Source organism: Lysinibacillus pakistanensis, from assembly GCF_030123245.1.
Taxonomy (GTDB): Bacteria; Bacillota; Bacilli; order Bacillales_A; family Planococcaceae; genus Lysinibacillus; species Lysinibacillus pakistanensis.
On record NZ_CP126101.1, the window covers coordinates 2,954,161 to 2,974,579 of the forward strand.

Genomic DNA, 20,419 nt, shown 5'->3' on the forward strand with positions numbered 1-20,419 from the left:
TTGATACCTTCAACATACGATTTACAAATACTTGAAACTGAAATTGAACAAACATTATATACCTTAATCGACTTAGAGTTAGAAGAAAATTTTCAGGAAATGAATAGCCTCTTTTCGAAGTTACTCGCCAAAGTTCAGGCCGCTCAGCTAATCGATTATAAGCTTGATGTTCTTGTTGATCCACAATTATTTGCAACAGAAACAAGTATTCTACTGCGAAGCTTAATAGAAGCAAAAGCTAGACCTCATAAAAGACAAAGACTGCTTACACATCGAATGGTTTTGAAAATATGGTTACGAAAAAATCAACGATTTATGAAGGAGTTTTTACCACAAATGTTTTAGGCGCCTGTCGATTTCTAGGCGCCCTCTTTTAAATTTGCACTTGTTGCAACACTTCCTTTGTTTTCCCTTCGATAATTAAATCAAACGGTACTGTGTGCTGTGTTATATCTAAATTGATATAGACAGTTTTCCCTTTTGCCATCGTGGGGAGCTGATTCACAGGATACACTTCAAGGCTGGTACCAATGACAAGTACAAGCTCCGCTGATTGAATAGCATCCATCGATCTGTGCCAGCTCTCTTGAGGTAAACTTTCACCAAAAAGTACAACATTTGGCCGTAATTTTCCATTACAATGTCTACAGCTCTCCTTATTCAAAAAACAATTCATTGAAGCGGCTTGCTGACAGCGGTGACAGCGAATCAAGCGAATCGAACCATGTAATTCTTCCACCCTCTGACTACCTGCCAATTGATGAAACCCATCTACATTTTGAGTCATCACTAAAGATACAATGCCACGCTTTTCCCAATCCGCAAGAATTTTATGCCCCTCATGTGGTGCTACATTTTCTAAATGTTCAATGCGCATTTTATAAAATTCATGAAATAATGTATAATTTTGTGCCAATGCCTCAGTAGTGGCTACTGTACGAGGATCAATATTTTGCCACCATCCTGATACTGAACGAAAATCTGGTATACCACTTTCTGTTGACATGCCAGCCCCTGTTAAAATTACTGTCCTTTTTGAGGATTGTAACCATTCACCTAATTGTTCAATTGACATTTTTCATTCCTCCATTCTCATACTAACATCGTACGATATGAGCTAAGAAGCGCTTATTATAGTAACTATGACATCTTTATTTCATGGACTCAATAGTTTTCAGCAAAATATCAATTTCGCCTTGGCGTAATTGTAGCAGCCGCTATACTTTCGACATAAAAACATTTGCTGAATAAAGAAAAAAGAACAGCTTTTCATTCAGCTGTTCTTTATAAATCTTTTAGAATTTACTCGTAAACTCTTCCACATATGATAGTAAACCCCACCAGAAGTCATCAACGCTGGAACTGTGATAATAAGAGAACAGGCAAATCCTTGCTGTGCAATGTGATGAAGTGTTCCTGACGACACTGTCATCCATATCCACAGAATCATTGAGATTGCCAGCATAATAGATGCCACGATATTAACAGGCTTTGCTAGACGGGCTAATTTATCGATTGCAGACTCAACATCACTATAGATAGGGGTAGTTCCCGGTGTTGCCTTAAAAATATGCATATCTGCGCTTGAACAAACATGTGTCCACCCACCAAATGCAAATAGCTCAAAATATTCATCTTTTTCATCTGCGGGTAATGTGCGGTAATCAATATTATAAATAACGTCTTCTGCATCACCCTTCTCGAGCTCATAGCCAGCAAATCGAAATCTTTTTAAATGCCAACCCTTTGCAGCCTTTTTACTTAATTTCTTCATATCGAGCTCCTCAAAAAAAGCTAAACCATTTGATACCATATATCTCTTCTTTAACACTAAATATGCCCCCTTTGTAATCCCTGCTCTGCCATATAAATCATGCCCTTTCTTCTTTCTATATCTTGAAGTAATATGTCACGGCCTTTACGAGTTAAGATATAGACCTTGCGACGAGAATCTGTGTCATCATGAATTTGAATTAGCTGCTCAGCTATTAGTTTTTTGATAATGGTATATAGGGATGCTGGTCCAACGATAAATGTTCCCCTTGTCTTTTCTTCTATTAAGCTCATAACAGCGTAGCCATGACGTGGCTCGGTTAATGCTGCCATAATATAAAAAACCGAGTCTGTTAAATGCTCTAAAGATTTCAATATCTACACCTCCAATATATCACAAAATGATATATCACAAAACAATATATCATTTTATGATATAAACCGCAATTAGATTGAAAACGCCCACTAAGTGATTAACTTAGTAGACGCCTTTTATCTTCATTCAGTAGGTGTTTGGACATCCAACTGAAAAAAACCAAAACTGCATTCATCTCACCATCTGTAGAGGTGGGAGTCTTCTGTTAAATCGAATCATTGTATCGTTGAAAAAAATCGGTCAAATATTTTTCTCCTTTGTTCAACAGTTTTTCCACTGCATTCATTTAACTAAAATCAGAATACAGAACATAATGACTACATTCTAAGCATTGAAATAAATACCCTTGATGATGACCATCATTCACCAATGATTCGGATAACTCTATTGTAGAAAAAGCAGTAAAATTTTCAAATTGCTCTGTAATGCCTCGCTCCAATAATTCACGCCAACCGACATAGCCAATAAAGGCACAATAATCCGAGCAATGAGCCACCCAATTATTGCCTTGCCAGCTAACATATCCAGGTGTTCTATACATGACTTCCTCAGTATAATTTGCATTTACAACATTCTCATCATTTATGAGATCCTCCTGGAAAGAACCATCGTATTTTCTAGCGGCTGCACCACTATGTATACATGTCGGACAAAGATACTCAGCCCTTTCAATGGCATAAATACCTCCAGAATAATAAACATCTACTTCCTCCTTACAGCAATCACAAGTAACAATTTTTTGCGCTTTAAAAATTTTTGATTGTAGTGGGTATGGTAGATATTTAAACTTCGGTATAACAGTTTTTGTTTCACCCTCTCGTATTTTACAAGGATACAAAGGCCTACTATAATTTGGATTATCCATATAATATTTCAGGGCTCCATATTTCTTTCGATCTTTCTTATTCTCCAAATCCATTACTGTGGTAAAAAGCTTATATGCCTCAGGGTACATTCTAAGCAAACAGTAGATTTCAACAAGTATTCTTACATTTCCCTCTGTTTGTTCATCAAGTTTCACTTGTTCTTTAAATCCATGCATTTGATTTATGCTAGCTGGGTCAGATGGATTGAAATTTTTCCGTTGTTCGTGCCATTCTTCTAAAATAAACGTAGTCATATAGGAACTCCCTCTATAAAAGGCTTCATTATTTGGTGAAAGAATATTCTTTCATGACCTGACAAATTTCCACATGATATAGCGTATACCAATTTTCTTTCCCAAATTGCTGTGCTACTAAGTGTTTGGCATTTTCCTTCCACGCTTGAATAGCCTCTAACGTTTTCCAATAGGATACCGTAATTCCCTTCCCTTCGGCATCTCTAACACTTTCTACACGAATAAAGCCTGGCTGCTTTTGTGCTAGGCTATCCATAACTTCTGCCATCTTAGCATAGCCCGCTCCATCCTTTTCGGTTCTTTGTGATGTAAAAATTACAGCATAATACGTTTCCATGTATTTACTCCCTCCTCTATATGTATTATTGTAAACGATAAATACTGTTACGAAAAATAAACATCGATTGAGAAAGGATTGTGACAAATGGGGATTAATCCAAATATTGCTGAAATTGCTTCCCTTCTAGGTGAAACCTCAAGAGCCACAATGCTTGCTAGTATGATGGATGGCCGCTTCCATACAGCTAGTGAATTAGCATATATGGCCGCCATTAAACCTCAGACAGCTAGCTTTCATCTCGCTAAGTTAGTGGATGGCAAGCTTGTCAAAGTAGAAAAGCAAGGTCGTCATCGATATTTTCGGCTAGCAGGTGAAGACATTGCACAATTACTGGAATCCTTCCTAGCAATGTCTCCGCCACCAGAAGTGCGTTCATTAAAGCAATCCAGTCAAATGAAAGTTCTACAGGATGCAAGAACCTGTTACGACCATTTAGCTGGTAAATTAGGTGTGCAATTAACAGAATCATTGCTTAATGCTAGTTATTTAGAGCTAGACCAAAAACAGTTTGTCATTACCACTGAAGGTGAAAAGTTTTTTGCGGATTTCGGTCTGGATTTAGATGAATTTAAAAAAATGCGTCGTTCATTTTCTCATGCCTGCTTAGATTGGAGCGAACGGCGATATCATCTTGGTGGAGCACTCGGTCACGGACTGCTGACACATTTTTTAAACCTGGAATGGATTACGCGTGTCCCATCCATCCGAGCTATTAAAGTCACTGAAAAAGGACGAACCGGCTTTAAAGAAGTTTTTAACATGGATATAACCTAGACTAGACTTTTATCGTCTACCATCTCATCGCGGAGATTTTTCTTATCTTTTGCAGTAAAATTACGATTTACTAAATAGATTCCAGCAATAATAAAGACACCTCCTACTACTAATGAAAGCTTAAGGGGATCATCCAACAGTGCCCAGCCTGTTAATACTCCAAAAAAAGGGGCCAAAAATAAATAAGCACTCGTTTTGCCAGGATCACTATTTTGTAGAAGATAGTACCAGCCAGCAAATTGAACGATCGATGAGAAAATACTTAACCATAACAAAATAAAGATAGAAGTCCGATTCACAATAAAAAATGGTTGCTCAAGCAAGAAACTGGCTAGTAATAGAATGAAACCACCAAAAAGCATTTGATAGGCTGATAAAACCCAGGTATCAAATAAAACACCCCATTTTTTAGCTAGCAATGTTGCCACTGCCCAAAAAACAGCAGAAAGAATACCAAAAATAAGACCGATTTGAATGGTAACCTGTGCCCCCATTGTAATCATTACGCCAATTAATCCTAGCACAACACCACACCATTGATATGTGCGGTAACGTGCCTTTGTAAAAAGAGTGGCAAATATCACAACGAGTAAGGGATTTGTAAACGTTAGAATGGAAGATTCGCTTGCTGTAATCGTGCGCAAACTTAAAAAAATACAGCCCATAACACCTGCTGTTTGACAAGCTCCGATTAGTAAAATCTTTATCCAACTACCATTTGAGGTTGGATGAGGTCTCCTGAAAGCTATTACAATAACAGCCATGATTGCTCCTGCTAGTAGAAATCGGAGTGCAGCTAATAATAATGGCGATGAATAAGGCAAGCCTAACTTAACAATGGCAAAGGAAGATCCCATTAAAAATGTAGTTAGGACTAATAATGCAATAAATTTATAAATATTCATTGATGTTCCTCCTTTTTTATATCTAAGAACATTATAGATAGGAAAAGCTTCAACTCTCATCGAAGTATGGAATACAAATTAGCGAATTTTTCAGTTTCATGTCATTTTTCATACGTATAGTTTTAACTAAAAAGCACAAATGGGAGGAAACAACCTTGAAAATATTAGTAGCAGAAGATGATGCAAGGCTTAGAAGAAATATTGGCTATATATTAAAAAAGGAATTTCATCATGTTGCAGAAGCAGAGAATGGGCAGGACGCGCTAGACCATACTCATACTGAGATATATGATCTTGTTATTTTAGACTGGATGATGCCAAAACTAAGTGGAATTGAAGTTTGTCAACAGCTGCGAAACACTGGGTTTAATGGCAGTATTTTAATGCTGACAGCAAGGGATGATACAGATGATATCATTCAAGGTCTTGATAGCGGTGCAGATGATTACATCGTAAAACCATTTAAAATGGAGGAACTATTAGCAAGAGTTCGAGCATTGCTCCGAAGAAAAGATAAAGTCATTGAACAGGTCATCCAAATTGATCATTTACAACTACATGTAGATTCCCGTGTGTTTTTGTACAATAATAAAGTGATTGACCTAACTAAAAATGAATTCTTACTTTTAGAATATTTATTTATGAATAAGGGTCGTATACTAACAAGAGAACAAATTTGTATTTATATTTGGGGCTATGATTATGATGTTTCGAATAATTCCTTGGACGCATTAGTCAAACTTGTTCGAAAAAAAATTGATGATGGTCAATCCCAATCACATATTCAGAATGTAAGAGGTATTGGCTATAAATTGAGGGATAATGAATGTTTCAGACAACGAGAAAAAAATTAGCTTATATAAATGCAACGCTTTATTTTCTATTATTTTCACTTTTTGTTATTGTTCTTTATTTTTCACTCGTTAAACTTATGGAAAATCAACAAATGAAAGAATTAGAGGACTTTTATGTAAAGCAGGAACATGATTTTTTTGAGCATGTTCATGCAAACAAAAAAATGTTAAGCTATGATCCAAATCGTAATTTTTTTTACTATATTTACACAAAGGATGGTCTGTTTGTCCATGGTGATGAATCCTATAAGGGCTTAAAGCAACAGATTGAAAAGGTCTTCAAGAATAGCAGTCCAAGCGCTAACCTTGTGAAACATTATGAGTGGCAGGAGGAGCATTTTTTACTTGAAAAAAAGCCAATTTTCAGCAACGATGAGGTAGTTGGCTATATTATCGTTGGTAAATCCGTGACGTCACAGCAGCACTTTTTCCAAAAGGTAAGATATTTACTAATAGTATTAACTTGTATTTCCACGGTCTTAATTGGGCTACTGAGCTATTATTTAGCTGGTAAAGCCATGATACCGATTCAATGGTCCTTCAATAAGCAAAAAAAGTTTGTATCTGATGCATCTCATGAATTACGAACACCACTCAGTATTTTTTATAGTTCACTGGAAATTTTAGAGGCAGAAGAAGCTAAGCATTTAAGCCCTCTAGGGAAGGAATTAATTGCGGATTTAAAAGATGAGACAGAAATAATGAAAGAGCTAATTGATAAATTACTTTTCTTAGCAAGACATGATCAACAGCAGGTTTCTTTTACCAAAGAATTTATACCATTATCTAGCTTACTTGAAAAGGTGAGTGTAAAATTTCAAAGGATTATGCCACCTACTATACAATTTTCAACTGACATTCAAGAAAACATACAGCTCCTTGGCGATGCTTCAAAAATACAAGAGTTGCTTTATATCTTATTAGACAACGCCATTAGATATACAAATAGCGGTGAAATAACACTTACACTGTTAAAGATTCGAGACATAATTGAAATTACAGTTACGGATAGTGGCATGGGGATAACGGAACAGGAACTACCTTTAGTGTTTGAACGATTTTACCGAAGTGATACTGCTCGTCAACGAAATGGCACTGGTTTAGGACTAGCCATTGCAAAGGCAATCGTTGAACAGCATAATGGAAAAATTTATGCAACAAGTCAATTTGGTAAAGGCACTACATTCCATATCGAATTCCCTTTGTGACATATTAGCATCAGCTTATCTCTTTTCTAGAAGATAAGCTGATGCTTTTTTATTTATGATGGGACGTTGAAACGTCTACCTTTTTCGTCAGTTGACCTACTGTTCTCGCTACCAAAATCGACAGTGTAAGCCCAGCAGAGATTAAATAAAACAAAAGAATTACAGGGTTTTCTGAATCAGTTCCAATAAGCACCCCATGGGCAAATGATAATGCCCATGCTGGCAACACAAGAAAGTGAATTTTTTTCCATATAGAGCGATTCATCGTTCGAATCCATAAATCAGATGTCAGAATGACAATTAAAAACAAATAAAATGCAATTGTCCCAAGAGCCGATGATAAAGATTGATAGTTAGCGGTGAAAGGAAATAAAATCTCTCCTAAACGATATGGCTCATAGTGATCTATCATCAGCACAAACATATGCCCTATTACGGTGATTAATCCTAACCACCCTGCATTTTGATGTATATGATAAATTAAATTTTTATGTGATTTTACAAACGGTGATTTTCTCAACAAGCCAAAGATAATAGAAACAGTAAAGTAAAAATACGCTAAAAACCCTAATAAACGAATCCAATCCCAAGTACTTGTAAGCATTTAGTTCACTCCTGTCATCCTCCAAGTAGCTGTTTGCCCCTCTTTCACAATAAAGCGTGCACTTTTCATACAATTTTTCTCAAACCATTGCTGCAACTCAGCTTCTTCCAATAGAAAGCAAAGTTTTGCCCCAACCTCCGCATCACATAATGAGGGGGTTGCAACAGAGGCTTGTAAAACATTTGTCTCTACAACTTCACCCGTTTGGCCATTCAACAAATGATGTTTCTTTGTTGTCCCTAGCATCCAGCTCCGGAATACCCGATTAGATGTAGCAATAGCACCTGTTTTCATTTTAATCGAACTAATTTCCTTATCGATATTCCAGACATCTGCAACACCGATTGTCCAAGTCTTTTCTCCAGCAGACCACATTTGCATATCCCCGCCCCCATCAATTAGACCAAAATCAGGAGCTATCTTTTCCTCCAGCCATTTAGCCAATTTTTCTATAGCATATCCTTTAGCAAATCCACCCAAATCAATTTCCTGTTCTGCTACTTTCATAACTTGCTGATTTCCCAGAAATTGGAATGATTTCTCCACAACCAGAGAATTGTTTTTATAGATATTGCTTTTAGTGGTTACAAATGGAAATGACAGATTGTATCCATGCTGTTCCATTTGCAGTTTAAGGTATGGAGAAAATAAACCATGAGTAAGCTCAAAATAGGTATCTGCTTGTACAAGACAATCATATAACATAGAGTTTATGCATAACGTTTCTCCAATTTTTAAATCATTTAATTGCGATAATTCATTGTTTGGTTGAAACCGTGACCATTCTTTTGCTACGTATTGCAGCCATTTATTTGCTTTTTCCTTCCACAAAAAGTGTACACCTTTGGGCATAGCAATATAAAATTCTGTATTCATTATTTGCAAAGCTAGTGTCTCCACACAACCAACTCCATTAAGTTCTTTTCGTTTTTCGCTCGCTCTTGACAGCTGCTTGACTTGTAATTTCAAAATTTGTCCAGTCAAGCTGTACGAGCTCTCGTTCTCTTTCTGTCATATTTTCCTGATCTAAATTTTGTATATTGTTTGAGCGTGATGTTTCAGCCTGTGTGGGGTTATTTATTTGAGTTAGTAATGCTGCGGATAATAGTATCCCCGATGTACCTAAAACCCATTTTGCCTTTTTCGGATCTTTCATAATCCTACCCTCCTATTTTGTAATTGAATGACCAATAAATGTTTGAGTGCTTTCTTGCCATTCAGCTATATAGCCTAAACCATTCGTGATTGTACTAATCGGTACATACAATTCTTTATTTACATAAAATGCTTGTGCAGGAATAGGTGTTTTAACGTTGTTATCATAGGCTACATTTGTTCCAGCACGGAAAATTAATTCATTAGTTTGATCTTGGATATCTAATATTTTACTTGCTTGATAAAAGGTTGCTTTTGCTCCTAAAACCTGTGCTATTGCTTTTCCAGGTACAAAAAATTCTCCATCTTTAGGTATAACAAAAACATTCAATACCTTATTTGTTCCGTCTAACATGAAAGTAACATTTTGAGAATTTGTGAAAGGTAATATTTCTTTATCTGCGGTAACAGTTCGAGTCCAAATATTCCAGGTCCCTTTTTCACTTACTGCATCTTGAAAATAATAAGTTTCACCTTCATTTTCATCATCATCGTACTTGTATTCGTACTCATAATCGTCATCATCATCGTCATAGTCTTTATACTTCTCATATTTTTTATCTTCATGCTTGTGATCATCTGCATGTACGACGATACCATTTGTAGTAAAGCTTGCAGCAATTAGTACGATTACTAAACTTAGTTTCTTCATTATCAATCCCTCCCTTTGTTTTCATTGTAGGCGTCAAAAATGAAAGGAAACTGAATTTTTTCAAGCAAAGTTAAAAAAGCCATCTCTATGAACAGATTTCACTGTACACAGAAATAGCTTAGGTGCATAAATCTACTACGATTAATTTAGCTACATTTACTACGGTTTATAAGCATATTTTCTTCCTAATAATTATCTCCGCTACTAGAAGATTAATCATCCAGCATAACCAGACTGCTATGATATAGGAAATTTCGTAGGGCATATTAATTAAGTTATATGTAATGGCAACAATGATATAAATCAACATGTTCGAAAAGGAAAGGAAAAAACTTCGAATCATCCATTGACTATGTAACATTACTTTTTGTTTCTTGATATTCCAATAGCCAAGGCATGTTGTTGCAAGCCATAAACTATTTAAAATAAGGAATCCTATTGTACTGAGCCATCCACCAGTGGCAAAAAATGAAACATAGAGACCAGGAATGAAATTTAAGATAATGGACAATACATAGAATCGACCATTCCAACGGTGGAATGTCATCGATTTAATTCGAATTTTTTTCATAACCCCTAATGGACCAGTAAGCAACGAAATAATAGCCAGCAAAATATGAAGTCGTATCATGAATATCCATAGTGATTCATCAGCAAGAAGTAAATCCTTTTTAGAAATAAATTTTTCAAAAGTAGGATCAACCATAAAATTTTTTGAAAATGTATGAAGTACCCACATAATCGAGACAATTATTAGCAAAATTCCAATGTTTCTTTTCATTCAACCTATTCCTCCATTAGGAAAATAAACTGCTGCAAAAATAATGCTTTTGATTTTTTATGAATCATTTCTATCAAACTACCAATAAGGATAAGTAGTAAAATTGCTAGTATCCTCCACATTATTGAAGGTTAGGATGAATACGTAACAATCAAATTACCTCCATTTTAACATATAGCAACGAATATTATCTGGGTGGTTGAAGCTAGTTATTTTGAAAGAAATTTTTCTCCTTTAGTTTTAGAAGTTTTATCCATCCCTCCCGTTCGGTAATTATTGGTTTGGTGGCAGTTTGAATAGTTGAATTTTTATATCGGGATGGTCTTAAACTATCTTCTCACAATTAAGTTTCTAATATAATACATAAGTCTTTTGATGCATTTAAAGGGATACATTTCAACCATTTTAATTTTGTGAATATTTTATCAATTTAAAGCTTTAAACCTCCAGCACTGTTCTTACTATTTTGAGATCATGGTTTATGGGTAATATTGTTATTCAAAAAAACTTTGTCTAGTCCAACATTTTTTCGTTTGCATTAATTAATAGATATTGGGAAAAAACGTTGCTATAGACCCACACGGAGTATGACTGTTATCATAATTTCATATTCATTAGGAGGTATTTCAATGTGAATTCTTCAAAAATCGCATTTTTATCAGTTATTAGTAATTCTGCTATTGTTATTTTAAAAATTATTGTAGGTTTATTCACAGGATCGGTAGCAATTTTATCAGAGGCAATCCATTCTTTTCTAGATTTGCTTGCTTCTTTAATTGCTTTTTTCTCTGTCAGAATATCCAATAAACCAGCTGATAAAGAACACCCATATGGACATGGTAAGGTTGAAAATATTTCTGGAACAATTGAAACCCTTTTAATTTTTGTTGCAGGAATTTGGATTATTTATGAATGTATTCATAAAATTATTACACCTACTCCAATAAAGCTTCCGCTATTAGGTATAATTGTCATGGTTTTAGGTGCTATAATTAATATTTTTATATCTAGAATTGTGTATAGAACTGCTAAAAATACTAATTCAGTAGCAATGAAATCAAATGCACTTCATTTACTTACAGATGTCTATACTTCATTAGGCGTGGCCTTGAGTTTATTAATTGTTCATTTAACTGGTTGGTATATTTTAGACCCTATTATTGGTATTGTATTAGCTTGTTTTATTATGATAGAGGCTTTTAAAATGATAAAAGAAGCATTTCCTCCACTATTGGATGCAAGATTGTCAAATGAAGAAGAAGAGAAAATTATACAAATCATTGAATCATTTAAAGATGAATATATTGAGTACCATGATTTCAGAACAAGACGGTCGGGTGCTGAGGAATATATCGATTTTCATTTAGTAGTAGAATCGCAAAATAGCATTGAAACAGTTCATGATCTCTGCGATCGTATAGAAGAAAGGATTAAAAATATCTTTCAGAATGCCAATATCCTTATTCATTTAGAGCCAGAAAATGAGAAAGTAAACTAAATGACCAAAAACTGACCTGAGGAACGTTGGTTTCATTGTTTAGTTACTTCTTTGACTGGTAAAAAATTTAGCGCATGCATTTAGTACCCCCTTTACAAATTACTGTGATTTCCACTTACATCTATCCATACATACAATGGGTCTGAGGTTATCTCTCGCCCATTGTCTTTTTTAATGTATTGCATTCCCATAATAAAAAGCCACCCCCAATATTCCCTTGAACACGACCCACTCAGCAAAAAACAATCCTTTTTTTATTGGATGAATACCTCTGTAATTTCTACAACTCAACATATTATAGATTTAAAAGGAGGGATACTTTATGGGATACTATGGTAATGTAGGAGGCATAAATAACAATTGCTATTATGGCGGCAACAGCGGTTATAACGGCTCATCATTCGTCCTAATCGTTGTTTTATTTATTCTTCTGATTATTGTCGGCGCATCTTTCATGTATTAATTTAAAAAGCCTTTCATGTATTTTATCTAAAAAGTCTCCGTTGCTTTAGAATTAAATAGTGAGTAAAAGTCATCTAGCTTTACTCTACCTCATGACAAGGTCACTTTTACAAGAGTGGCCTTTTTTCATTAGAGCTCTTGACTAAGCTATTAATTTAAATAAATTAATTTAGTAGATAATTATCGCAGTTCATGTTAACAACCGTTCATATTATAGAAATATAGAAAGGGGGGAAGTTATTATGTCTCAAGGATATGGCAATGGTTATGGTTCTGGTGCAGGATTTGCACTAATTGTTGTTCTTTTCATTCTTCTAATTATTGTTGGTACTAGTTTTGTAAGAGCTTATTAATAATAGCCAATAGCGTCTTAGAATGAATAGAATTAAAGAAATTAACCTTTCCTTTCTAATGTTTACAAAGGGTCCCTAGCCTCCGTGTGACCCTTTGTGTTATTTATCAGGTCTATGATGATTAAAGCCTTCTTTAATAGGATCCCTACTTTAGCTTTATAGCTGGTGAACCTTGCTTCCCAGTATCCTTGTAATCAATTTCCTATACTTTTTCTCTTATAGAAAGTTTCATTAATATTAATAATTATCTTTAAGTTAGATCATGGTAATTTAGCATATTCACGAGTTTGAATGGGCCACCATAGTAAATGGAAAAGCATATGGACTATTATAGCTGCTAATAAACTTCCATAAACAAAAGCTACTCCTGCAAAAATACCAACCCAAATATTCCCGATAATAGCATACACATACATGGATTTTTTGGGCTTGCTAGCAACAAGTTTTATAGATGGTAAATGGATGAGTGCAAATAAAATACTTGAAATAGCAATAGCTAACCATTCGCTAGTGACATTGTTTACATTCACTAATTGACACAACCAAAGAAACAAGCTAAGTAAACTCCATCGAAATATGACTTCCTCTATAATTCCCCCATAAAATAAACGACTTAATATACCTGCATTGACATAATAAGTTTCAATTTTATAATATTCTTCTCTGGTTAAATTTGGCACAAAGTACATATTGTAGAATAGTAAGTGACCAATAGAACAAATAATTCCTAAACCGAAACCATATTTAATAATCTTCATAGCTTCGATTTGCTGTACTACCTCAATCTTAGGCACAATAAAAGCACCTATCATTGAAAAAATAATGGCTGTTAGAACATGGATTATTAATCGTTGCCGATCAGTTATATCATCTTCTTTAAGATAAATTTTTTCTGATTGATACATAAAATAAATACCAGGTATGCAGATAATAAATACAATAATCATGTACACCCAATTCATAAAAGCTACTCCCCCTTAACTTTGTTTTGTTCTTCTACTATCACCTCATAAATCTTGTTCACTACATACTCAAATTGATCGATTACTTCATCATCTAACTTAGAATAGTATTTTGACACTACCTGTTTATCCACTTCTTCATATAGTTTATAAAGCTCTTCACCTTTAGAGCCAAGTGTTACATCAATTTTACGTCTGGATTCAGGATTAATTGTTCGCTCAATGAAATGCCCGTCCTCTAATTTAGATAATAATTGACTAATTGCACTAGCTGACATATTCATCTTTTCAGCCAATTCATTCACTGTTAAAATTCCATGAACATGAATATGCTCCATAATCAACGCTTGCTTTGGCGTTAACTTATATTCAAGTACTTCTTCATAATGATTCAGTAAGGCATAGTTTATCTGATCTAATGTTTGAAAAATATTCTTCATTCTTTCTACTAACATAAATACCCTCCGTCATTTTAATTAACTAAACATTTTATGTTTATAAATTATTTAACTATTTAAAATTTTAATTATACCTCTTCTATTCTGTCAACTATATTAAGTAACAGAAAGGGATCACCACGGCTTAATGGCAAAAAAAGATTCTTTTGATTACACTTTTGATGTAATAAGCGTAAACCAAAGAATCCTTTTTATAAAACACGCAGTATGTAGTTGTTAAAATTTGCAAATTTATATTAGAATGATAAAAATTGATTCTTCATTCGGCCAAATAAAATAGTAAGTCAGTAGCTAAAAAGAGTAATTTGTATTTCTTCTTGTTCATGACAAATTCGAGCTTCTTGAGATTGCATTCTTAATATTACCATAAATGCTTGCATCATTTTCTCTAGGATTTCCATATAAAAATGTCTGCCTTAACGAAAAGCAGACATTTTATCTAAATTTTAATATTACTGGTAATGATTTTATTTCGCTTCGAGGTAACCTTTATGCAGTGAAGCAATCGTTGATTCAAACTTGTCTCAATCAAATGACGGTAAGAATAAAGGATTTTCGTTCATAGGAAAAGAGGATAATTATTGTTTGCACCCTTGGTATCTCTATCACATCGAACCATCCTAAGTAAGGCTATAAAACTTAAAACTTTTCAATTGAAATATCTGAATTAATTGTTATTGCCACTAGAATTCCTGTTGCCTCCGAAAGGACGATTTCCGTTGGCGCAGGCTGTGCAGCGTCGCCGGCTGCATACACATTTTTTTCTGATGTTCTTCCGAAATGATCAACAACGATTAACCCTTGTTCATCTAAATCACAAGAAAATCCTTGACCAATGGTATTTGTTGCATAAGAGGATGGAGTAATAAAGCCTGCTTCCCGCTCTATTTCTAACCCATTTTGAAAGACGACACTATTCAGTACCCCATTATGCCCTTTCATTTCTTTAATCTTATCAGTAATCACATTTATTCCTTTATTTTCTAATTCTCTCTTTTCATTTTCTTTTATTTCATAACCGTTTGTTGCTACGACTAAATCATTTGAAAAATTAAAAATTATTTTAGCAGTTCGGGCAACATCACCAGCCTCATTTATATAAATTATTTTTTTATCCTTTAATTCCCAGCCATAGCCATATGTGAAGTGAAAATACTCTTATTATAATATTGCTTAATATTTGGGATATCTGTCTGTACTTCAGTACCATCTGTCAAAAGGAGTTTCTCAGCAAGAAAGCTCTGGCCATCTTCTGTATAAATTTTAAAAAGCTTATTGTCAGATTGTTTAATAGCCCTAACATTTTTACTGACGATTGAATGAATAGTTGGATATTGATTTAATTTTTCTTTTGCTGCTTGCATGAATTCAATGGCCTCATTTCCATTTCTTGAAATACTCTCTTGAAGCTCGAATGCAAGGTGTTCATTCTTTGTATCGAACAATGCGACTGATCGATTCACTCTACCTAACAATAATACTGCATTTAATCCTGCTGGTCCTCCACCAATAATTGCACATTCAAAAATTCCCATCTTTTTTCCTCCTGTTTTTACGACGAATCAAACTCCAATAATTTGCTTTAGGTTTTCTAAAGGAATATATCCAACAATTGGTTCATGTAATTTATTATGAATAATCAAACGTGAATGAGGGATCCCAAGAACCTGATATTCCGCTGCAATCTCCGGACTTTTGTCAACATTCACCCTTAAAATTTTCACCTTATCATCGTACTCTTCATCAAGTTGATTTAAAACCATTCCAAACATTTTACAAGGACTACACCACTCAGCCCAAAAATTTATAATCACAATTTTTTTAGTTTTTAGGTGTTCTCCTAATTCTTGCTTTGTTGTTATATGAGCAATTGCCATAATTTTTCCTCCTTCATGGAAATAAAAAATGTAAAGATATAATATGCTTTAAGTGTTATACTTGAACCTACAATCCCCCCTTTCAACAAACTTCAAAGATCTTTAATATCCATAATTAAAATAAAATTTTTACATTGTACTATCGAAAACAACTGCCATCGCGGTTTTATAACCTTCAGCAGCTGCAACTATTAATGAAGACTGACCTAATTTTGCTGTCTCCCCCGCTGCATAAACATTTTCTTCAGTTGTTCGTCCTGCCTCATCTATCACTATGCTACCATTTTCATTTAATTGACAACCAAGCTGCTCTGCAAATTGATTTGGTCGCACAAAATTAGATACGATAAATCCTCCCACTCTTTCGATTTCAAGTCCTGAACTAAACACTACTTTGTTTAAATAACCATCCTCACCATTTAAGTTTTGAATAGGTTCGGTAATAACAGATATATCTTTTCTTTGTAGTTCATCTAATGTCGAAGCAGAAACTTCATGACCATTTGTAGCTATTACTAAATCTTTTGACCAGTTATATAATAACTTTCCTTTAAAAAGGGTTTGTTCTTCATCCTCTGAAATGATAATTAGAGGTTTATCCCTTAGCTCCCATCCATCACAAGTTGGGCAGCTGAATAGACTTTTCCCATAATAATTTTTAATATCAGGAATCGCTGGAAATCTCTCTTGAACACCTGTGGCCAATATTATTCTCTCAGCAACATACTCTACTTCTTCTAACGTCTCAATTTTAAACAATCCGTTTGATTGCTTTGTTATATTCATCACTGTGTTTTGATAAAAATGAACTGAAGGGTATTTTTTTACATCTTTTAAAGCTATTTCTTTAAAGTCTGCTGGTTTAATGCCATCACGTGTTAGAAACCCATGTGATTCCTGCGTCACACGATTCCGATTTGTTCCATTATCAAATAAGGCGACATTTTTGCGGGACCTCCCTAAAATCAAACTTGCATTTAAACCGGCGCCACCTGCACCTATAACTGCACAATCAAATGTTTTCATCATGTAAATCTCCTCCATAAGTTGTTTAGAATACATGTTTGGTTAATAAACATGCACTAGCTCCAAATTAAAGTTTAAAAACAGAATGATTCTATGCTAAAACCACTTGAAAATTTATAGAAAATCCGCAGCCAAAAAGAAGCCAAGATAAAAACATTCAAAGATTTAAAAGACTCCTTATATCTATGATTTTTCAAAAAAATAATGGTGGACTATACATCCACGACTATTTTTTCACAAAATCCGATATTTTTCTATTTCTTAACTCATTCTCAAGTTTTTCTTCTGCAGATAGCATTACTTCTTTTATTACACATTTAGGATCATTATATAAACAACAATCAAACAACGAAGATTTGCCTTCAATCGCATGAATTATATCTAAAAATGAGATATCTTCCCAATTGCGACTAAGTGTATATCCACCATTAGCACCTGATACGGAGTTAATCATGCCCTCTTTGACTAACTTGGTAAGGATTTTAGATAAATATGTGGGAGAAACATTTTGCATCTCAGCTAATTGTTGAACACCCATTGGTTTATTTGGTATTTCCTTTGCAAGAAAAAGCATTGTGTGTAGTGCATAATTTGTAGCTTTAGAATATTTCATAACTGTTATTCACCTCAATTAGAGACTTTATACATCCATAATAGCATTGAATATTTGCAATTTCAATTTTTATGCTCTCTCTGTTTATATCCGTGGTTAAATTACACCTAACCACAATTGAAAAAACACCTGCAAGATTTACTCTATATCTACCAATATAGAAGCATTCTCTTGAAGGTGTTTTAATTTTTCTCATTGGACCTCTAGGTTGAAGCCAATCACCAGACATAATAATTGAAAGCAACAATCCGTCCCAAAATAGCTTTCCTGAAATTGAGTTCTCGCGTTAGGTTTTGGCCAGGTACTTTGTTTAAATCAACCACAATTCTCCAATCCTACTTGGATTCTCTGATAGTGCAATCAGGGGAAATTACATCCCACTTTCCAAACAGTGTTAAACCTGCAGCTTTAGCTAAGAATCTAGAAGCCTCGTTATCGAGCTGGCATCTGTACTGTGGTTCGTATCCCTGCTCATAGGCATATTTGCAGATTGAACGCACCACTTTACGAGCATGACCTTTTCCTCTATAAGCTGATAGGGTCAATACGCCGAGATCCGCTATTTGTACATCTTCTCCCCAGGGATACATGCTAGCAGCACAAACCAAGCGATTTTGTTCAAAAGAGCCAAATACTGCCCAATGATCCAACTCTACATAAGCGTCATCCAAATCTTGTTCAGAGGCAGAGGATTCAAACGCTGAGAAAATTGCATCATCCTGTTCGGTTAATTGGCGCAATGTCCCTTCCTGATTTTCTTGCAGCAAGGCGTTCTTTTCTGCTTCCGAAAAATAAAAAAGATAATCTGCGCCATGCAGTGTGACTCCCCCTTCATTCAATTTTTGGTGGAAGTTTAGCTCTGACAGCTCTTGTCCTCTAAAAAGATCTAACTTCTCAGCCATTTCAGATGTCAAGACTGCCATAACCCGGCCGTCAGCAGTTTCCAGTACCATGACCCGACTGTCTTCGCTCAGGTCATGGTTGATGGTGACAGTAAAAGTTTTATCGTTGTAGATAATGTCTCCATTTAAAAATTGTGACTCCCAAAAGTCAGTTATCGTTTGTGAAAATAAAGGCATACTTATTACCCCCTATAGTTGGAATTCAATTTATTTTCTCTATTAGTAACATCTGCATCTAATTGTATTCACCCCCATTTCTTTAAATTTTATCGGCCAAGCATTTTTCGGAAATTTTTGCTTAAAAAATACTTAGAATGAATTAGTAGTATTATAAAACTTTACATAGTGTGAATCTCAAGTTTTTTATTACGGGAAAAACAGAATATAAAAATTTCTAATAGGGTGTTCAACCACCTTTGTAAAATACCAAATGATATTATTAGCACATCTAGAACTATAGTGTATTCCAACCTTTTTAACCAATTATTTATTTAAGTTTAATAAAAATAGAAAAATCTCACTACTGATTTTTAATCAACTATAGCTCAGTTTTATTTACCCAATTCTCAGTAATCTCAGAGAATTTTTTTACTGCAGGTGAAATTGGCTTTCTAATCGCTAATCCAATCGTTTTGGAACAACGATGATTGATAAAGGTCTATTCAGAGTTTTCAATAACCCCTGAATTCGACCTTTTACTCTTCCCCTCAAAATGAACTATTTTTATGAAACTTTTAATTTTAGTACACTTCTTGCCAATTCGATAAACTCCTTCATTGATGGTGAAATCCATTTCTCTTGATGCCACAGCATTTGAGTAGCAAATTGTATTTCAGATAAATCCCACGGTAAAGTGATTAGTTCTCCCCGCTCTAACTCTCCCTTAAGTGACATTTCAGGAAGTAAGGCAATGCCGAGCCCAACCATTGCACATTGTTTAATGGCCTCTACACTATTAAACTCAAGTTCAGTCAAGCTGTCTGCCCCTTTTCTCAATAACGTGTGGTAGAAGAAAGTTCGGTATGAGCAACCCTTTTCACTAAGTAGAATCTGCTCTCTGTTAAAATCTTCTATACATAATGTAGAGCATGCAGCTAATGGATGGTTGGGGGAAACTACCATAAGAAAAGGTTCATCCATTAAAAGTTCGGTATGAAGATCCGTAGATACGCTAGGTTCATCCAGCATAAAGACCACATCCACATTCCCCTCCCTCAAACTCTGTTTCAAATTGTGACTAGACAAGGGTCTAAATAAAAGACGGACATGTGGATATCGTTCGCGAAAAACCCGGAGTAATGCGGGTAAACGGTATGTACAGAGCACTTCGTCTGCACCGATTGTAATCGTACCAGTTAATTCTCCGCTCTCACTAGAGACATATCGAGCCTCCTCTATATCATTTAAAATTTTATTGGCATAGGGCAATAAACGATGACCTGCATCTGTTAAAATGACACTCTTCCCTAGTCGATCTAATAGCTTAACTCCTAATTCTTCCTCTAAAGCCTTGATTTGCATTGTTATAGTAGACGGAACATAGTTCAATACTTCAGCAGTTCTACTAAAACTACATGTAGAAGCAAGCGTCCAAAATGTTTTAAGTTGGCGAATTTCCATTAAGACAGCACCTCTTCATTCAAAAAAATTGAACATTACGATCAAAAACGTTTCGTTGATTTGATGTTAGCAGTATCGTAGAGTGAAAATCAAGCTACAACATTAA

At 34.7% G+C, this 20,419-nt stretch carries 27 protein-coding genes; 7 read left to right on the forward strand and 20 right to left on the reverse strand.

The genetic code is table 11. From position 1 onward, the window contains the following. The gene (locus QNH24_RS14590; RefSeq protein WP_283868301.1) at positions 1 to 345 is read left to right on the forward strand and encodes a hypothetical protein; all 345 of its coding nucleotides are present in this window, start codon (positions 1 to 3) and stop codon (positions 343 to 345) included. A 28-nt stretch (positions 346 to 373) separates the two neighbouring features. Here the strand turns inward: QNH24_RS14590 and QNH24_RS14595 are convergent, their stop codons facing one another. The 5 genes from QNH24_RS14595 to QNH24_RS14615 form a co-directional block, all read right to left on the reverse strand. Next, the gene (locus QNH24_RS14595; RefSeq protein WP_283868302.1) at positions 374 to 1,075 is read right to left on the reverse strand and encodes an SIR2 family NAD-dependent protein deacylase; all 702 of its coding nucleotides are present in this window, start codon (positions 1,073 to 1,075) and stop codon (positions 374 to 376) included. Positions 1,076 to 1,273: 198 nt separating this feature from the next. After that, on the reverse strand, positions 1,274 to 1,831 hold the full coding sequence (locus tag QNH24_RS14600; protein WP_283868303.1) for a DUF2812 domain-containing protein: 558 nt from the start codon (positions 1,829 to 1,831) through the stop codon (positions 1,274 to 1,276). After that, entirely contained in the window at positions 1,831 to 2,148 is a 318-nt protein-coding gene (locus tag QNH24_RS14605; RefSeq protein WP_283868304.1) for a PadR family transcriptional regulator, read from the reverse strand. The genes QNH24_RS14600 and QNH24_RS14605 overlap by 1 nt, the downstream gene beginning before the upstream one ends. 287 nt (positions 2,149 to 2,435) lie before the next feature. Further along, positions 2,436 to 3,269 (reverse strand): CbrC family protein, encoded by an 834-nt coding sequence (locus tag QNH24_RS14610; protein WP_283868305.1) that lies wholly within the window; start codon positions 3,267 to 3,269, stop codon positions 2,436 to 2,438. A 28-nt stretch (positions 3,270 to 3,297) separates the two neighbouring features. Beyond that, positions 3,298 to 3,606: an antibiotic biosynthesis monooxygenase family protein gene (locus QNH24_RS14615; RefSeq protein ID WP_283868306.1), complete on the reverse strand. Its 309-nt coding sequence runs from the start codon at positions 3,604 to 3,606 to the stop codon at positions 3,298 to 3,300. Positions 3,607 to 3,693: 87 nt separating this feature from the next. Here QNH24_RS14615 and QNH24_RS14620 point away from each other — a divergent pair, with 87 nt between their 5' ends. After that, positions 3,694 to 4,383 carry an ArsR/SmtB family transcription factor gene (locus tag QNH24_RS14620; RefSeq protein ID WP_283868307.1) on the forward strand — a complete coding sequence of 230 codons (690 nt, stop codon included), beginning with the start codon at positions 3,694 to 3,696 and terminating at the stop codon, positions 4,381 to 4,383. Here QNH24_RS14620 and QNH24_RS14625 read toward each other — a convergent pair. Further along, the gene (locus QNH24_RS14625) at positions 4,380 to 5,288 is read right to left on the reverse strand and encodes a DMT family transporter (RefSeq protein ID WP_283868308.1); all 909 of its coding nucleotides are present in this window, start codon (positions 5,286 to 5,288) and stop codon (positions 4,380 to 4,382) included. The two genes, QNH24_RS14620 and QNH24_RS14625, sit on opposite strands and share 4 nt — an antisense overlap. A 155-nt stretch (positions 5,289 to 5,443) precedes the next feature. Between QNH24_RS14625 and QNH24_RS14630 the strand changes: the two genes are divergently transcribed. Then, positions 5,444 to 6,142 carry a response regulator transcription factor gene (locus tag QNH24_RS14630; protein WP_283868309.1) on the forward strand — a complete coding sequence of 233 codons (699 nt, stop codon included), beginning with the start codon at positions 5,444 to 5,446 and terminating at the stop codon, positions 6,140 to 6,142. Beyond that, positions 6,115 to 7,350: a sensor histidine kinase gene (locus tag QNH24_RS14635; RefSeq protein ID WP_283868310.1), complete on the forward strand. Its 1,236-nt coding sequence runs from the start codon at positions 6,115 to 6,117 to the stop codon at positions 7,348 to 7,350. The genes QNH24_RS14630 and QNH24_RS14635 overlap by 28 nt, the downstream gene beginning before the upstream one ends. 49 nt (positions 7,351 to 7,399) lie before the next feature. On the opposite strand, the gene QNH24_RS14640 is transcribed toward QNH24_RS14635, so the two are convergent. The 5 genes from QNH24_RS14640 to QNH24_RS14660 form a co-directional block, all read right to left on the reverse strand. Continuing rightward, entirely contained in the window at positions 7,400 to 7,954 is a 555-nt protein-coding gene (locus QNH24_RS14640) for a ferric reductase-like transmembrane domain-containing protein (RefSeq protein WP_283868311.1), read from the reverse strand. Further along, positions 7,955 to 8,854, reverse strand: a complete 900-nt coding sequence (locus QNH24_RS14645; RefSeq protein WP_283868312.1) for an FAD:protein FMN transferase — start codon at positions 8,852 to 8,854, stop codon at positions 7,955 to 7,957. Positions 8,855 to 8,867: 13 nt separating this feature from the next. After that, positions 8,868 to 9,110 carry a hypothetical protein gene (locus QNH24_RS14650; RefSeq protein ID WP_054772123.1) on the reverse strand — a complete coding sequence of 81 codons (243 nt, stop codon included), beginning with the start codon at positions 9,108 to 9,110 and terminating at the stop codon, positions 8,868 to 8,870. Between the two features lie 12 nt (positions 9,111 to 9,122). Further along, the gene (locus QNH24_RS14655; protein ID WP_283868313.1) at positions 9,123 to 9,761 is read right to left on the reverse strand and encodes a copper amine oxidase N-terminal domain-containing protein; all 639 of its coding nucleotides are present in this window, start codon (positions 9,759 to 9,761) and stop codon (positions 9,123 to 9,125) included. Between the two features lie 166 nt (positions 9,762 to 9,927). Further along, entirely contained in the window at positions 9,928 to 10,542 is a 615-nt protein-coding gene (locus QNH24_RS14660; protein ID WP_283868314.1) for a DUF2306 domain-containing protein, read from the reverse strand. A gap of 631 nt (positions 10,543 to 11,173) precedes the next feature. On the opposite strand from QNH24_RS14660, the gene QNH24_RS14665 reads away from it, so the two are divergent. The 3 genes from QNH24_RS14665 to QNH24_RS14675 all read left to right on the forward strand — a co-directional run bounded on the left by QNH24_RS14665 (position 11,174) and on the right by QNH24_RS14675 (position 12,855). Continuing rightward, the gene (locus QNH24_RS14665; protein ID WP_283868315.1) at positions 11,174 to 12,040 is read left to right on the forward strand and encodes a cation diffusion facilitator family transporter; all 867 of its coding nucleotides are present in this window, start codon (positions 11,174 to 11,176) and stop codon (positions 12,038 to 12,040) included. Positions 12,041 to 12,389: 349 nt separating this feature from the next. Then, complete coding sequence (locus tag QNH24_RS14670; RefSeq protein ID WP_427543563.1) at positions 12,390 to 12,503, forward strand: YjcZ family sporulation protein; 114 nt, start codon at positions 12,390 to 12,392, stop codon at positions 12,501 to 12,503. A gap of 241 nt (positions 12,504 to 12,744) precedes the next feature. Beyond that, positions 12,745 to 12,855 (forward strand): YjcZ family sporulation protein, encoded by a 111-nt coding sequence (locus QNH24_RS14675; protein ID WP_283868317.1) that lies wholly within the window; start codon positions 12,745 to 12,747, stop codon positions 12,853 to 12,855. A 260-nt stretch (positions 12,856 to 13,115) separates the two neighbouring features. Here the strand turns inward: QNH24_RS14675 and QNH24_RS14680 are convergent, their stop codons facing one another. From QNH24_RS14680 to QNH24_RS14720, 9 genes are all read right to left on the reverse strand, one after another. Continuing rightward, a complete protein-coding gene (locus QNH24_RS14680) occupies positions 13,116 to 13,817 on the reverse strand; it encodes a CPBP family intramembrane glutamic endopeptidase (protein WP_283868318.1) in 702 nt (233 codons plus the stop codon). Between the two features lie 5 nt (positions 13,818 to 13,822). Further along, complete coding sequence (locus QNH24_RS14685; protein ID WP_283868319.1) at positions 13,823 to 14,272, reverse strand: MarR family winged helix-turn-helix transcriptional regulator; 450 nt, start codon at positions 14,270 to 14,272, stop codon at positions 13,823 to 13,825. A gap of 642 nt (positions 14,273 to 14,914) precedes the next feature. Continuing rightward, entirely contained in the window at positions 14,915 to 15,382 is a 468-nt protein-coding gene (locus QNH24_RS14690) for an FAD-dependent oxidoreductase (protein ID WP_347342978.1), read from the reverse strand. Between the two features lie 11 nt (positions 15,383 to 15,393). Further along, positions 15,394 to 15,810 (reverse strand): FAD-dependent oxidoreductase, encoded by a 417-nt coding sequence (locus tag QNH24_RS14695; protein ID WP_283868320.1) that lies wholly within the window; start codon positions 15,808 to 15,810, stop codon positions 15,394 to 15,396. 27 nt (positions 15,811 to 15,837) lie between these two features. Continuing rightward, positions 15,838 to 16,152 (reverse strand): thioredoxin family protein, encoded by a 315-nt coding sequence (locus QNH24_RS14700; RefSeq protein ID WP_283868321.1) that lies wholly within the window; start codon positions 16,150 to 16,152, stop codon positions 15,838 to 15,840. 129 nt (positions 16,153 to 16,281) lie between these two features. Then, a complete protein-coding gene (locus QNH24_RS14705; RefSeq protein ID WP_283872854.1) occupies positions 16,282 to 17,178 on the reverse strand; it encodes an NAD(P)/FAD-dependent oxidoreductase in 897 nt (298 codons plus the stop codon). 226 nt (positions 17,179 to 17,404) lie between these two features. Next, positions 17,405 to 17,791, reverse strand: coding sequence for an Rrf2 family transcriptional regulator (locus tag QNH24_RS14710; RefSeq protein WP_283868322.1), 387 nt, complete (start codon positions 17,789 to 17,791; stop codon positions 17,405 to 17,407). A gap of 335 nt (positions 17,792 to 18,126) precedes the next feature. Then, complete coding sequence (locus tag QNH24_RS14715) at positions 18,127 to 18,870, reverse strand: GNAT family N-acetyltransferase (RefSeq protein ID WP_283868323.1); 744 nt, start codon at positions 18,868 to 18,870, stop codon at positions 18,127 to 18,129. 546 nt (positions 18,871 to 19,416) lie between these two features. Further along, complete coding sequence (locus QNH24_RS14720; protein ID WP_283868324.1) at positions 19,417 to 20,313, reverse strand: LysR family transcriptional regulator; 897 nt, start codon at positions 20,311 to 20,313, stop codon at positions 19,417 to 19,419. Positions 20,314 to 20,419: the final 106 nt, after the last annotated feature.

Coding starts and splice junctions, on each gene's coding strand:
- QNH24_RS14595 (WP_283868302.1), bottom strand. CDS start 1,075: ATGTCAATTGAACAATTAGGTGAATGGTTACAATCCTCAAAAAGGACA.
- QNH24_RS14700 (WP_283868321.1), bottom strand. CDS start 16,152: ATGGCAATTGCTCATATAACAACAAAGCAAGAATTAGGAGAACACCTA.
- QNH24_RS14650 (WP_054772123.1), bottom strand. CDS start 9,110: ATGAAAGATCCGAAAAAGGCAAAATGGGTTTTAGGTACATCGGGGATA.
- QNH24_RS14695 (WP_283868320.1), bottom strand. CDS start 15,810: ATGGGAATTTTTGAATGTGCAATTATTGGTGGAGGACCAGCAGGATTA.
- QNH24_RS14675 (WP_283868317.1), top strand. CDS start 12,745: ATGTCTCAAGGATATGGCAATGGTTATGGTTCTGGTGCAGGATTTGCA.
- QNH24_RS14685 (WP_283868319.1), bottom strand. CDS start 14,272: ATGTTAGTAGAAAGAATGAAGAATATTTTTCAAACATTAGATCAGATA.
- QNH24_RS14705 (WP_283872854.1), bottom strand. CDS start 17,178: ATGAAAACATTTGATTGTGCAGTTATAGGTGCAGGTGGCGCCGGTTTA.
- QNH24_RS14660 (WP_283868314.1), bottom strand. CDS start 10,542: ATGAAAAGAAACATTGGAATTTTGCTAATAATTGTCTCGATTATGTGG.
- QNH24_RS14680 (WP_283868318.1), bottom strand. CDS start 13,817: ATGAATTGGGTGTACATGATTATTGTATTTATTATCTGCATACCTGGT.
- QNH24_RS14655 (WP_283868313.1), bottom strand. CDS start 9,761: ATGAAGAAACTAAGTTTAGTAATCGTACTAATTGCTGCAAGCTTTACT.
- QNH24_RS14620 (WP_283868307.1), top strand. CDS start 3,694: ATGGGGATTAATCCAAATATTGCTGAAATTGCTTCCCTTCTAGGTGAA.
- QNH24_RS14635 (WP_283868310.1), top strand. CDS start 6,115: ATGTTTCAGACAACGAGAAAAAAATTAGCTTATATAAATGCAACGCTT.
- QNH24_RS14625 (WP_283868308.1), bottom strand. CDS start 5,288: ATGAATATTTATAAATTTATTGCATTATTAGTCCTAACTACATTTTTA.
- QNH24_RS14720 (WP_283868324.1), bottom strand. CDS start 20,313: ATGGAAATTCGCCAACTTAAAACATTTTGGACGCTTGCTTCTACATGT.
- QNH24_RS14615 (WP_283868306.1), bottom strand. CDS start 3,606: ATGGAAACGTATTATGCTGTAATTTTTACATCACAAAGAACCGAAAAG.
- QNH24_RS14710 (WP_283868322.1), bottom strand. CDS start 17,791: ATGAAATATTCTAAAGCTACAAATTATGCACTACACACAATGCTTTTT.
- QNH24_RS14640 (WP_283868311.1), bottom strand. CDS start 7,954: ATGCTTACAAGTACTTGGGATTGGATTCGTTTATTAGGGTTTTTAGCG.
- QNH24_RS14715 (WP_283868323.1), bottom strand. CDS start 18,870: ATGCCTTTATTTTCACAAACGATAACTGACTTTTGGGAGTCACAATTT.
- QNH24_RS14610 (WP_283868305.1), bottom strand. CDS start 3,269: ATGACTACGTTTATTTTAGAAGAATGGCACGAACAACGGAAAAATTTC.